The sequence below is a fragment of the Serratia sp. K1WW1 genome, from assembly GCF_055790865.1.
This window is the reverse complement of record NZ_CM147697.1, coordinates 1173365-1186877: the sequence shown is the minus strand read 5'-3', so window position 1 is coordinate 1186877 and position 13513 is coordinate 1173365. Positions and strand designations below refer to the sequence as shown.

Here is a 13513-nt window from a genome sequence, read left to right as displayed (position 1 = left end):
TTTGACTTAACCTCTCTTTCGGCGATAAGCAGGAGGCTGCCGCTGCGCTGCCAGTTCCTGCATAGGCATGACGGTTGCGGCAAACTCTTTCATAACCCGGCGGTACACGTCGCGTTTAAACGACACCACCTGGCGCACCGGATACCAGAAGCTCACCCAACGCCAGCCGTCAAACTCCGGCGTACTGCTGCGCTGCATGTTGATATCCGCGTCATTGCACATTAACTGCAGCAGAAACCATTTCTGCTTTTGGCCGATACAAACCGGCTTTGTGTCCCAACGCACCAAACGTTTTGGCAATTTATAGCGCAACCAGTTGCGGGTTGAGGCCAGGATACGCACATCCTTTTTACTCAGCCCCACTTCTTCGAACAGCTCACGGTACATCGCCTGCTCAGGCGTTTCGCCAGGGTTTATTCCCCCTTGGGGAAACTGCCAGGAGTGCTGACCGTAACGGCGGGCCCATAGGACCTGCCCCTGACGATTACAGATTACGATACCAACATTCGGGCGGTAGCCATCATCATCGATCACCGGACTACCTCGATAAGCATAAATTCGTATTGATAACCTGATTGTTTCACACAAGCCACAGGCGGTAAACCACTGCTTTGCAGCGCCGTCGTACGGATAACATTGGGATAACTCACAGATAATGGCAAAGTTATAAACATGTAACGCGATTCCAGGGCGGTTTTATTCACTTTTTCTGTGGATAGGTGTGTGAAGAACTCTAGGGATAAGCCGGGAAAACTCGATTGAACTTAAAATCCGCCGTATTTTTAATTTTTTATTATTCCTTTAAATACAATGTAATAATAACTTAAACACAGTTATGAACAGGGTAAAAATGTGATCTATGCACGCTTTGGATCTTTCTCTGGCGAAAGATCAACCAATGCGGTTTTTATCCACAGATTATTATACCCAGTGACCTATAAAACCGCCAAATTCGTAAAAAATGCCCCGCGTCAAGGCTGTAAATCAAACCAGTGATCGGCAAAAAGTTGGGTTATCCCAGAAATCTGTGGATAAATAGGTGTAAGATCCTGTTTATTGTCGGTGGCTACAGGTGCACAACCCCGCATTGAAATTTTTCTACCGCGATTGGGTAGCCAAAAAGTCATGCAAAATCATGCTACTATTGTTGTTTTCCCCAGCCTGCTTTTCCCTTTTAAGGCTGTGAGTAAATTCGGTACATTTTTTAACCATAATGCATAGGTCTGATTTATGGCGTGTTTATCCCCGCTGCCGCCAGAAAACGAGCAGCAATTATTAGCCCGTGCCCAGGCGCTGGCTGGCTTTAACCTTGGTGAACTGGCAGCTCGTGCCCAGGTCAGCATTCCCAAGGATCTCAAACGGGATAAAGGTTGGGTCGGCATGCTGCTGGAGCTCTATCTGGGCGCCATGGCGGGCAGCAAGCCTGAACAGGATTTCCCAGAGCTGGGCATTGAGTTGAAAACCATCCCGGTCGACGCCGCCGGTAACCCGCTGGAAACCACTTTCGTCTGCGTAGCCCCACTGACAGGCAATAGCGGCGTCACTTGGGAAAGCAGCCACGTACGCCACAAGCTGGCACGCGTGCTGTGGATCCCGGTGGAGGGTGAACGACAAATCCCATTGGCACAGCGCCGCGTAGGTTCCCCGCTGCTGTGGCAGCCCAATCAGGAAGAAACCGAGATGCTGCGCCGGGATTGGGAAGAACTGATGGATCTTATCGTGCTCGGCCAGGTTGAGCGGATCACTGCCCGCCATGGCGAAGTGCTACAGCTGCGGCCAAAAGCGGCCAACAACAAGGCACTGACCGAAGCCACCGGCGAACAGGGCCAACCGATCCTCACCTTGCCGCGCGGCTTCTATCTGAAGAAAAACTTCACCCGGGCGCTGCTGGCCAGGCACTTTACGCTTTGATTAGCACTGCGCCCCCTGATTTCACCGTCATTTCTCCTTACACAGATGGGATACGTCCGAAAGCCATCTTTGGCAGAGTTTGCTACTCTATTAAGACAATTAATCCAGGTATATAAGGTGTTCGGCATGAAAAAGTGGGTAATGGCTATTTCCGCCCTGATGATGGTCGCCGGATTAGCAGGCTGTTCCAGCGACTATGTGATGGCCACCAAAGATGGCAATATGATCCTCACGCAGGGTAAGCCTAAAATCGATAAGGATACCGGCCTGATCAGCTATCAGGACGAGCAAGGCAACCAGCGCCAGATTAACGGCGATCGGGTCTCGCAGGTTATCGAGCGTTGATCCCAGCCCCGCACCATCCTGACCCCTGACGGATTATCAATCAGGGGTTTAGCCCTACCCCCGGCAGTTATATTCCTCTTTCACCATCTTCTTAGCTTGGTTATAGTCAAGTAAGGCGTGTTACGCCGTTGGATCTCTGGCTTCTGTTTTACCGGGCATCACGCCCGTAAGCGCTAACATTGAAGGAAGGCCGTTAATGCAATACCACCGTATTCCCCACAGTTCTTTAGAAGTGAGCGTGCTGGGACTGGGCACCATGACCTTTGGCGAACAAAACAGCGAAGCCGATGCCCACGCACAGCTGGATTATGCATTAGCCGCTGGCATCAACCTGATTGATACCGCAGAGATGTATCCAGTGCCGCCGCGCCCGGAAACCCAGGGGCTGACAGAGCAATACATTGGCAGTTGGATCAAAGCGCGCGGCAACCGCGATAAAATCGTGCTGGCAAGCAAGGTCTCCGGGCCGATCCGGGGTAATGATGCTGGGATCCGCCCACAGCAGGCGTTGGATCGCAAAAATATCCGCGCCGCCCTGGATGCCAGCCTGAAACGGTTAAATACCGATTATCTGGATCTGTACCAGCTACACTGGCCGCAGCGCACCACCAACTGTTTCGGCAAGCTCAATTATCAGTACACCGATGAGAAAGCCACCATCCCGCTGTTGGAAACCCTGGAAGCGCTAACCGAGCAGGTCCGCGCCGGCAAAATTCGCTATATCGGCGTCTCTAACGAAACCCCTTGGGGCGTGATGCGTTACCTGCAACTGGCAGAAAAACACGAACTGCCGCGCATCGTATCGATCCAGAATCCCTACAGTCTGTTAAACCGCAGCTTTGAGATTGGTCTGGCAGAGATTAGCCAACATGAGGGTATCGAACTGTTAGCCTATTCCAGCCTGGCCTTCGGTACGCTGTCCGGCAAATATCTCAACGGTGCCAAACCGGCCGGGGCGCGCAACACCCTGTTCAGCCGCTTTACCCGCTACTCTTCCGCCCAGAGCCAGGCGGCGATCGCCGAATACGTGGCGCTGGCGAAAAAGCACGGTCTGGACCCTTCACAGATGGCATTGGCATTCGTGCGCCAGCAGCCGTTCGTTGCCAGCACCTTGCTGGGTGCCACCACGCTGGAGCAGTTGAAGATAAATATCGACAGTTTTGACGTGGTGCTGAACGAGGAAGTGTTGCAGGCTCTGGAAGAGATCCACAGCCGCTTCACCATTCCAGCACCATAATTGCCCCTCACCCTAACCCTCTCCCACAGGGAGAGGGGACCGATCGAGTGCGATTTCGGTTGCAGAAATCTACCTGACTACCGCACCGAATCAGCTTTCTTTTATTGAGTACGCTACCTGACCACCGCACCGAATCAGCTCTTTTTTATTGAGTACGCTACCTGCCCACCGCACTGAATCAGCTCTTTTTTATTGAGTACGCTACCTGACCACCGCACTGAATCAGCTCTTTTTTATTGAGCACGCTACCTGATTACGACACCATTCCAGCTCCCTCTCCCTGTGGGAGAGGGTTGGGGTGAGGGGACCATGTTTAGGCTTTCGAGCGGAATTGAGATATCCACAGTACGGTGATGGCAAGGCCGAACACGACGCCAAAACCGATCCCGACGCCGATCACCGGTACGCCTAATTTGACCACCAAAGAGTAAAGGCCAAGCATCAGCAACATGGCGGTGTTTTCACCCAGGTTCTGTACCGCAATGGCGTTCCCCGCCCCAACGGAGCGTTTGCCCCGCTCTTGCAACAGCGCATTCAGCGGCACCACAAAGAAGCCACCCAGCACACCAATCACCAGCAGCACGCCATAAGCATTCAGCATGCTGGTTTGCACGGCAAAGAAGGCCACGGCGATGCCGATCAGGATCCCGGCAGGCATACAGCGCTTAACGGTTTCCAGCGTCACAAAGCGGGCTGCCGCCCCGGCCCCGACCACGATACCTATTGCCACCATCGCGTTGAGCATGGTTGGCGTGGCGTTATCGCTAATGCCCAGCGCTACCGGCACCCACAGCACCAGCAGGAAGCGCAGGGTAACCCCAGCGCCCCAGAACAGGCTGGTACCAATCAGTGAGAAACGGGTTTGCCCATCGCGCCACAGCACCACGCAAGCGTTGAAGAAAGTGCTCCCCATGACGCGCGGGTGCCAGGAGGCCACCTTATGGGCAACAGGCAAGCGCGGGATATACAGGTTGGCAACGACTGCCGCGCCGTAAACCACGGCACACACCGCCAGTGCAGCCACAATATGCCAGTCTGCCAACATGCCACCGGCTACCGAGCCCACCAGGATGGCGGCAATGGTGGAAGCTTCCATCAACCCATTGGCCTTCACCAGCTTATCGCCGCTGGTAATCTCACCCAGGATGCCGTACTTCGCCGGTGAATAAGCCGCCGCCCCGATGCCGACCAGGGTATAGCCCAGGAACGGGTTCAGCCCAAAGCAGATCACCAGCGCACCTGCCAGCTTCAAGCCGTTGGCGACCATCATCACCCGGCCTTTGGAGAAGCTGTCGGCGATTTGGCCCACAAACGGAGCCAGGATGATATAGGTAGCCACGAAGGCCATTTGCAGTATCGGTTGGCTCCAATCGGGGTACATTTGCTGTTTGATCAGCGCCAGGGTAGCAAACAGCAAGGCGTTATCGCCGAAGGCCGAGAGAAACTGGGCACAGATCACCGCGATCATCGAACGTGACAGCAGTGGGGAATCAGTTGCATTCATTATGCCTTCTCCGGCTGTTCAGCCATTTGGCGCAAAGTAACGAAATCCGGTTTGCCGCTGCCCAGTAACGGCAACGCCTTCACCAGGCGAATATCACGCGGCACCGCCAGCTCCGGGGTACCCTGCTCACGAGCCACCCGCAGCAAGCTATCACGGGTAATGCTGGCGTCGTTGGTGAACAACACCAGCGCTTCGCCTTTGCTGCTGTCGCTTTTCACCGTGGCCGCATGCAGCCCTTCCGGTGACAGGCGCACCGCCAACTGTTCCACGCTCTCCAGCGAGATCATTTCCCCCGCCAGTTTGGCAAAGCGCTTCACGCGGCCACGAATGGTGCAATAGCCCTGTTCGTCGAAGCTGACAATATCACCGGTATCGTACCAGCCAGCTTGCAACACGCCGTTTTCGTCCTCGGCTGCCGGAGTTTCCAGTTCGCCTGGGCGTTCAACCCGCAGGTAGCCCTTCATGATGTTAGGGCCTTTCAATTGCAGACGGCCGCCGTTATCGATCCCGGCCATCTTGATCAAACGTGCTTCCATCTTCGGCATAATGCGGCCTACGGTGCCAACTTTGACCGCCAGGGGCACGTTGATCGACACCACCGGAGCGCACTCCGTAACGCCGTAGCCTTCTAAAATACGAATGCCGTATTTGTCCTGATAAATCTGTTTGGTGCTTTCGGCCAGCTTCTCGGCCCCGGCCACCACATAGCGCAGGCGGGCAAAATCGTAAGGATGGGCGAAACGGGCGTAGTTGTTGAGGAAGGTCGCTGTCCCAAACAGCACGGTGCAGTTGCGGTCATAGACCAGTTCCGGCACCACGCGGTAATGCAGCGGGCTTGGGTAGAGGAATACCCGGCTACCGGTCATCAACGGGGTGATCAACCCGACAGTCAGGCCGAAAGAGTGGAACAGCGGCAGCGAGGACATAAAGCGATCGCGCGGGGTGAAATCCGCAATGGTTCGGATCTGCTCCACGTTGGCCAGCAGGCTGGCATGGGAATGCACCACGCCCTTCGGATGGCCTTCCGAGCCGGAGGTAAACAGGATCAGCGCCGCATCTTCTGGCTGCTGCGGCACCATTGCCCGATGTGGCTGGAACAGGTGACGCAGGATCCACAGCTTGTCGTCGCGGGTGACGGTATCTTTCAAATCTTCCAGATAGACCCAGTTGGCTTCCGGCACCTGCTCTGGCAGGTGAGTCAACTTACCCTTTTCCAGGAACTGGCGCGAGGTGACGATGGTTTTAATGGTGGCCGCGGTCATCGCGCTTTTCAGCCCATTCACCCCGGCGGTGTAATTGAGCATCGCCGGAATACGGCCCCGCAATGAAGCGCCAAAGATGGCGGCAGCGGTAATAGTGGCATTGGGCAACAGCAGGCCAACATGCTCTTTCGGCGCGGTAAAGCGCTCCAGGATGCGGCTGACGCCCAGCGATTTTTTAAGCAGCGTATGATAGCTGTCTTCCTTGAAACCTATGTCTTCGATGCAGGGCTTGAAGCGGCCATAACGATGCTGCGCGGCCAACAGCGCGCCGAACAGGGTTTGCGGTTTGAGGGTATCCATGCGCGCCTGCATCATGATCTGATGCAGCCTGTCACCGGCCAACTGCCGGCGTTGACTGGCTTTTGGCGCCTCTGGCATCGGTAACGTGGTTGGCGGCAGAATGCTGATGGTGGTCTGTGGGAAGGCGCGGAGTTTATACACCCCGGCCATACGGCCAAACACGCTGAACTCCGGGCCATCGATACGTACCGGCACGATGGTGGCGCCAGATTTGGCGGCGATAAAGGCCGCCCCATCGTAGACCTTCATCAATGAGCCGGTTACCGTAATGCGCCCTTCCGGGAACACCACGATCGGCCTGCCCTGTTCAACCATGCGCACCAGATGCTTGATGGCCATCGGCTTGGTGGGATCCAGTGGCACAAAATCGATATAAGGCTTCAACCAGCGCATAAACCAACGTTCGGAAATGCTGGAGTAAACGGCAAACACCGGTTTGATCGGTAAGAACAACGCCAGCAGCGCGCCATCCATGAAAGAAACGTGATTCGGGGTGATCAGCAGTTTCTGTTGCTCAAAATGCTTGGCGTCGCCTTCGACACGAACACGAAACAACAGGCGAAACAGTGCACGTAACACGGTATATATCATCCCACTCTCCCTCGGGGTTGATGGCCTTAAAAATGGTCTGAGGGAAGAATACTATACGGCAGGCAAAAAAAAACCTACGCATCCGCGTAGGTTGGTGCAATTGAAAATGGCTTCAACATACAGAGTATGCCGATTGCTCACCAATCAATACCTCTGGGACAGTCAATTTACCCCGCCACGCCAAACTCTCGCCAGCGGCCAATCGCAACAGTCAGGCGCAAAGTGTAACCAGCGATGTAGTTTTGCCTTTGATAGACATGGTTATTCTTTTGGTTTCTTTAATGCTGCGACGGGTATTTCTGCAACGGCTGCCACAAGTTAGCTATACCGCCCCTTGCGGCCCCCGGTTTTTTCCGCAAAACTGAGGGATGTAAGCGATTACCCAGGAAGTGTTGCAGATATGGCCACGATTAAGGATGTTGCCAGGCTGGCGGGTGTTTCCGTCGCCACGGTGTCCCGCGTAATAAATAACTCCCCAAAAGCCAGTGAAAGTTCACGGACCGCCGTGCTAGCCGCCATGGAGGGATTGCAGTATCACCCCAACGCCAATGCCCGTGCGCTGGCACAGCAATCCACCGAAACCCTGGGCCTGATTGTCTCTGACGTTTCCGATCCCTTCTTTGGCGCCATGGTAAAAGCCGTCGAGCAGGTGGCCTACGCCACGCATAATTTTCTGCTGATTGGTAACGGTTACCACAATGCCGAAAAAGAGCGCCAGGCCATTGAGCAACTGGTGCGCCATCGCTGTGCGGCCCTGGTGGTGCATGCCAAGAAGCTGACCGACGATGAGCTGACCGTCTGGATGCGTCAGATCCCAGGCATGGTGCTGATCAACCGTACGCTGCCTGGGTTTGAGCCCCGCTGCGTAGCGCTTGACGATCGCTACGGTGCCTGGCTGGCCACCCGCCATCTGATCCAGCAGGGCCACCAGCGGATCGCCTTCATCTGCTCCAACCACCAGATTTCAGATGCTGCCGATCGACTGCAGGGTTACCTGGATGCATTGGAAGAACACGGTATTGCGGTGGATGAAAAGCTGGTTGCCTACGGCAAGCCGGATGAGATTGGCGGCGAGCAGGCCATGACCGAGTTGCTGGGCCGTGGTAAGCAGTTTACCGCCATCACCTGCTATAACGATCCGATGGCCGCCGGGGCGCTTTCGGTGCTCAGTGATAACAGCGTGGACGTTCCGGGCCAGATTTCGCTGATTGGTTTTGACGACGTGCTGATTTCGCGCTATCTGCGCCCACGCCTGACTACTGTCCGCTACCCGGTGGTGGCGATGGCGACGCAAGCAGCAGAGCTGGCATTAGCGTTGGCCAACAACCAGCCGCTACCGGAGATCACCAATATGTTCAGCCCGACGCTGGTACGCCGCCATTCGGTCGCCAGCATCAATAACGCTTTCGATCAGAGCTAATCTAGTCGGCGGTGGTAGAGGCGTACGGGACGATCCGGGTACTCCAGCGCCTCGCCGATGTGCTGCCAGCCATGGCGTTCGTAATAACCGCTAAACTCGGCGTACAGATACAGCTCCTTGAACCCGGCTTGGCGGCTGTACTCCTGCACATATTGCTGGAGCTGCAACCCCAGCCCGCTGCCGCGCTGGCTCTCTTCAACGTAAAGCGCGGCCAGCCACGGCGTTAAATCCTGGCGGCTGATCAAATCACAGCGCCACAGCCCCACGGTACCCACCGGCTTGTCATCCAACAGCGCGACAAAGGTGATCGGCAAACCTTCATGCCGCAGGCTGCTGGCCACCACGCTGGCAAAGAATGCCCGGCTGTTTTCGCTGCCAAACGCCTGCCACTGCCAGTCGATAACCTGTTGCTGATGCTGCGGATAGTCCGCCAGATGCTCAATACGAAACACGCTAATCCCCTCGGAAAAATGCCTTAAACGCCAGCACCGTCAGTGTACGCCAATCAATGCATGGGTGCCCCAACAACATAGGTTGCTGAATTTGTAGGGGTCGAACATGTTCGACCCGATCTAACCCTATGCTAGACTCAGCACTATTTACCGCAGCGGACGTTGGAAGAGGTTAGCCATTGATGATCACCATGTTGGATGTTTCCATGCGCGCAGGGGTGTCCAAAGCCACGGTTTCCCGCGTTTTAAATGGCACCGGCCAGGTGAAGAAGAGCACGCGCGATGCGGTATTCAAGGCAATGGATGAGCTGGGCTACCGGCCAAACTTTCTCGCTCAATCGCTGGCCAATAAAAGCTCCAACAGCATTGGGCTGGTAGTGTCCAATTTTGACGGCCCCTACTTTGGCCGCTTATTGCGCCAGGCCGCCAAACTGATCGAAGCCAGCGGCAAGCACCTGATCGTCACCGACGGCCACGACACGCCAGAAGATGAATTACAGGCGGTAAGGTTGCTGGCGGATCGCCGCTGCGACGCCATTATTCTGTACACCCGCTTTATGAGCGAAAACGCCCTGATGGAGCTGCTGGAAACCCTGCCGGTTCCGGTGATGGTGATTAACCGCGATCTGCCACAGGCTCCTGAACGCTGCGTATTCTTCGAACAGCAACAGGCCGCCTTCAACGTGGTGGATTACCTGATCCGTCAAGGGCACCGTGAGATCGCCTGCATCACCGGGCCTATTGATACACCCACCGCCCAATCCCGTTTGGCGGGTTATCGTCAGGCGTTGGAACACCACCAGGTTGCGTTCAATGATGCCTTGATCACCAACGGCGACAGCAGCGTACCCGGCGGATACCTCAGCTGTAAGGCACTGCTGGCTAGCGGCAACTCATTCAGCGCGCTGTTTGCCAGCAACGATGATATGGCCATCGGCGCGATGAAGGCCCTGCACCAGGCTGGCAAACGCCTGCCTGAGGACGTTTCGCTGTTTGGTTTCGACGATGAACCAAGCGCCGCCTATCTGCAACCGGCGTTGTCCACCGTCTACCTGCCGATCGACGCGATGATCGAAGCGGCGATCGCCCAAGCCCTGCGTCTGATCAACGGCGAAGCGCTACAACCGCTAACGCCGTTTGTCGGTGAGTTAAAACTGCGTGAGTCCGTGATACCTGGCCCCTACGCTTAAATTAACTCCAGCCCGATCAATTCTTCAATCGTCTGACGGCGACGGATCAGCCGTGGCTCACCGTTTTCAAACAGCACTTCCGGCAGCAGCGGGCGGCTGTTGTAGTTGGAGGACATCGACGAGCCATAGGCCCCGGTGTCATGGAACACCAGATAATCCCCGACCCGCACCTGCGGCAACGGACGGGTTTCAATACCGCCACCCGCCTGCTGGGTAAACACATCCCCTGACTCACACAGCGGCCCGGCAATCACGGTGTCTTGCAGCGGTTGATGATCAGTATTGCGGCCGTCGGCAGGCAGTAGGGAGATATGGTGATAGCTGCCATACATCGCCGGACGCATCAGATCGTTGAACCCAGCGTCTACCAGAACAAAGTGGCGGCTGCCCATCTGTTTTACCGAACGCACTTCGGCCACCAGCACGCCCGCTTCCGCCATCAGGAAACGCCCCGGCTCGATTTCCAACTTCACCGGATGGCCCAGATGTGCGGCAACTCGCTCACGTGCACGGTTCCACAGGCCGTAATAGTGTTCGGTATTAATCGCCTCTTCCCCTTGCTGATAAGGGATAGAAAGGCCGCCACCGGCGGAAATCGCCGTAATGTCCTGCCCCAGGGCAATCACCTGCTGCACCATGGCATCACACACGCGCTCCAGGTGCTGGTAATCCACCCCGGAACCGATGTGCATATGCAGCCCGATCAGTTTCAGTCCGTATTGCTGGACCTTGGCGACCGCCTGCGGCAGATCGGCATACCAGATACCGTGCTTGCTGTTTTCACCGCCGGTATTGGTTTTCTGGCTATGGCCGTGGCCAAAACCAGGGTTGATGCGTAGCCACACCGGATGCCCGGCAGACACTTGGCCAAGCTGTTCCAGCATATCGATAGAACCAGCGTTGACCGGGATTTTCAATTCGCTGACGCGCGCCAGCGTGGCGTGATCCAGCACGTCGGCGGTAAATACAATATCCTCGCCACCCGGCTCAAAACCGGCTTTTAACGCGCGCTCAATCTCACCCAGCGACACCGAATCCACCTTGACGCCCTGCTCGCGCATCAGGCGCAGAATATGAATATTCGAGCAGGCTTTCTGGGCAAAGCGGATCACGTCAAAGTGCTGCAACTGGCTGATACGCTGGCTGATGATATCTGCATCATAGGCCCAGACCGGGCAACCAAAGCGTTGGGGCAGCGCCAGCAGATTGGCGGCGTTCAGGGCGGTAGAGGTATCGTTCAAGGCGCGTGGCATGGTTCGGTTCCCATAATCAAATTTTCCACCATCATGCCGCAGCGGCCTCGGTGTGAAAAATATCTATTTCGCCACAGTCTATTCATTTATGATATGGCTTTCCCTCTCCGTGGAGTTTCGCCATGTATGCCATTACCCTACGCCAGATTGAGATTTTCCACGCGGTGATGACCACCGGCAATCTGACTGAAGCGGCGGCGCTGCTGCAAACTTCACAACCGACCGTCAGCCGCGAACTGGCCCGCTTCGAGAAGCTGATCCAACTGCAACTGTTTGACCGCGTACGTGGTCGCCTTTACCCCACGGTGCAAGGCTTGCGGCTGTTTGAAGAAGTGCAGCGCTCTTATTACGGCCTGGATCGCATCAAGAATGCAGCGGCAGGTATCCGGCAATTCCAGCAGGCGCAGCTTTCCATTGCCTGTCTGCCGGTGTTTTCCCAATCGCTGCTGCCTGCCGTGTGCAAACCTTTTGTCGATCGTTACCCGGAAGTGAGCTTCAGCGTGATCCCGCAGGAGTCACCGTTGCTGGAAGAATGGCTTTCGGCACAGCGCCACGATCTGGGCCTGACGGAGAATACCCTGACGCCCGCTGGCACCGAGCGCATGACGCTGATGACAATGAATGAAGTGTGTGTGCTGCCTGCCGGGCACCCATTGCTTGCGAAAAGCACGCTGACGCCGCAGGACTTCAACGCAGAAAACTTTATCAGCCTGTCGAGCACCGACAGCTATCGGCAACTGCTGGATGCATTGTTCCATGAACAAGGCATCGAGCGCCGGATGGTGATGGAGACCCACAGCGCCGCTTCGGTCTGTGCGATGGTCAAGGCCGGAGTCGGCATCTCGATCGTCAACCCACTGACCGCGTTGGATTACGCCAATAATGGCGTTCATGTGCGGCCCTTCAGCGTCGAGGTGCCGTTTACCGTGAGCCTGATCCGCCCGCTGCACCGCCCCTCTTCCGCGCTGGTCACCGCCTTTGTGCAGCACTTGCAGCAGCAGGCGCAACGGTTGCCCGCCCGCCTCGCTTCGGTGATCCAACGCTAGCGCAGCGTGGCACGCCAGCCAGGATCGGTGGCAAACCATTCCACCAGGAAATCCAGCATGGTACGCAACGTGGCGGGCATTTGGCGGCGCGAGGTATAAATGCCGTAGATCCCCATCGTCTGTGACAGATACCCCGGCAGCAGTTCCACCAACTCCCCCTTTGCCAACAGTGGCGCAGCGGAATAGTAAGGCTGCATGGAAATCCCCGCCCCTTGCAGCGTTCCTGCCAACAGCACCACCGACTCGTTGGCGCTGAGGTTGCCACTGACCGCCACCGCCGACTTCACGCCTTGCTCATCAAAGTGCCACAGGCTTTTACCAAAGTAGGAGTAGGTCAGGCAGTTGTGCAGGGCTAAATCCTGCGGGTGACGCGGGGTGCCATGAGCGGCCAGATAGGCTGGAGACGCACAGATCACTGAAGCGCAGTTGGAAAGCGGCCGGGCAATCAGATTAGGATCCAGTTCATTGGTGATGCGTAACGCCAGGTCGATCCGTTCTTCCACCAGATTGACCGCCCGGTTATCCATTTGCAGATCCACCGCAACCTGAGGATGACGCTTCAGATACTGCGCCACCGCCCCCACCACCGCCGTTTGGCCAAGCGATTGCGAGCAGCTGATGCGCAACAGGCCGCGTAAATCGTCACTCTGCTCGTTTTCCACCAGATCGATATCTTTCGCTACCGCCAGCATTTGGCGGCAACGTTCCAAGGTGCGCTCCCCGGCATCGGTCAGGCTGAGCCTGCGCGTAGTACGGTGCAACAGCCGCGCCCCAGCCCATTGTTCCATCTGCGCCAGATAGCGCGTCACCATCGCCCGCGATATAGCCAAGGTATCCGCTGCCGCAATCATGCTGCCGCGTTCGACGATAGTGACAAAAACTTCTGCAGCGGTAATGCGATCCATGATTCGCTCGATTTGCGCAATGAATAATTGCTTATTATCCGGTTTTTCTCTCGTTCTATGCAACCTATCATCTGGCCAACGATAACAAATACCCAAA

Annotated in this window: 12 protein-coding genes; 6 read left to right on the top strand and 6 right to left on the bottom strand. The window is 56.2% G+C overall.

Annotation, left to right across the window (positions count from 1 at the left end):
* Positions 1 to 6: 6 nt before the first annotated feature.
* Positions 7 to 534 carry an RNA pyrophosphohydrolase gene (gene rppH, locus ACX9GU_RS05310; protein WP_021179868.1) on the bottom strand — a complete coding sequence of 176 codons (528 nt, stop codon included), beginning with the start codon at positions 532 to 534 and terminating at the stop codon, positions 7 to 9.
* A gap of 696 nt (positions 535 to 1230) precedes the next feature.
* Here rppH and mutH point away from each other — a divergent pair.
* From mutH to ACX9GU_RS05295, 3 genes are all read left to right on the top strand, one after another.
* Entirely contained in the window at positions 1231 to 1911 is a 681-nt protein-coding gene (mutH, locus tag ACX9GU_RS05305) for a DNA mismatch repair endonuclease MutH (RefSeq protein ID WP_021806136.1), read from the top strand.
* A 126-nt stretch (positions 1912 to 2037) separates the two neighbouring features.
* Positions 2038 to 2256: a YgdI/YgdR family lipoprotein gene (locus ACX9GU_RS05300; RefSeq protein ID WP_024484278.1), complete on the top strand. Its 219-nt coding sequence runs from the start codon at positions 2038 to 2040 to the stop codon at positions 2254 to 2256.
* 196 nt (positions 2257 to 2452) lie between these two features.
* Positions 2453 to 3493 carry an NADP(H)-dependent aldo-keto reductase gene (locus tag ACX9GU_RS05295; protein ID WP_021179864.1) on the top strand — a complete coding sequence of 347 codons (1041 nt, stop codon included), beginning with the start codon at positions 2453 to 2455 and terminating at the stop codon, positions 3491 to 3493.
* A 313-nt stretch (positions 3494 to 3806) separates the two neighbouring features.
* Here the strand turns inward: ACX9GU_RS05295 and lplT are convergent, their stop codons facing one another.
* Complete coding sequence (lplT, locus tag ACX9GU_RS05290; protein WP_024484276.1) at positions 3807 to 4997, bottom strand: lysophospholipid transporter LplT; 1191 nt, start codon at positions 4995 to 4997, stop codon at positions 3807 to 3809.
* Positions 4997 to 7150: a bifunctional acyl-ACP--phospholipid O-acyltransferase/long-chain-fatty-acid--ACP ligase gene (aas, locus tag ACX9GU_RS05285; protein WP_473194073.1), complete on the bottom strand. Its 2154-nt coding sequence runs from the start codon at positions 7148 to 7150 to the stop codon at positions 4997 to 4999. Before aas ends, lplT begins: the two co-directional genes overlap by 1 nt.
* Before the next feature lie 400 nt (positions 7151 to 7550).
* On the opposite strand from aas, the gene galR reads away from it, so the two are divergent.
* Positions 7551 to 8570, top strand: a complete 1020-nt coding sequence (gene galR, locus ACX9GU_RS05280) for an HTH-type transcriptional regulator GalR (protein WP_473194072.1) — start codon at positions 7551 to 7553, stop codon at positions 8568 to 8570.
* On the opposite strand, the gene ACX9GU_RS05275 is transcribed toward galR, so the two are convergent.
* Complete coding sequence (locus ACX9GU_RS05275) at positions 8567 to 9022, bottom strand: GNAT family N-acetyltransferase (RefSeq protein ID WP_473194071.1); 456 nt, start codon at positions 9020 to 9022, stop codon at positions 8567 to 8569. The two genes, galR and ACX9GU_RS05275, sit on opposite strands and share 4 nt — an antisense overlap.
* Positions 9023 to 9204: 182 nt before the next feature.
* On the opposite strand from ACX9GU_RS05275, the gene ACX9GU_RS05270 reads away from it, so the two are divergent.
* Positions 9205 to 10212, top strand: a complete 1008-nt coding sequence (locus ACX9GU_RS05270; RefSeq protein WP_473194070.1) for a LacI family DNA-binding transcriptional regulator — start codon at positions 9205 to 9207, stop codon at positions 10210 to 10212.
* On the opposite strand, the gene lysA is transcribed toward ACX9GU_RS05270, so the two are convergent.
* Positions 10209 to 11465 (bottom strand): diaminopimelate decarboxylase, encoded by a 1257-nt coding sequence (lysA, locus tag ACX9GU_RS05265; RefSeq protein WP_166733253.1) that lies wholly within the window; start codon positions 11463 to 11465, stop codon positions 10209 to 10211. The two genes, ACX9GU_RS05270 and lysA, sit on opposite strands and share 4 nt — an antisense overlap.
* A 122-nt stretch (positions 11466 to 11587) precedes the next feature.
* Here lysA and ACX9GU_RS05260 point away from each other — a divergent pair, with 122 nt between their 5' ends.
* Positions 11588 to 12511 (top strand): LysR family transcriptional regulator, encoded by a 924-nt coding sequence (locus tag ACX9GU_RS05260; protein WP_473194069.1) that lies wholly within the window; start codon positions 11588 to 11590, stop codon positions 12509 to 12511.
* Here ACX9GU_RS05260 and ACX9GU_RS05255 read toward each other — a convergent pair.
* On the bottom strand, positions 12508 to 13416 hold the full coding sequence (locus tag ACX9GU_RS05255) for a LysR family transcriptional regulator (protein WP_473194068.1): 909 nt from the start codon (positions 13414 to 13416) through the stop codon (positions 12508 to 12510). The genes ACX9GU_RS05260 and ACX9GU_RS05255 overlap by 4 nt on opposite strands.
* Positions 13417 to 13513: the final 97 nt, after the last annotated feature.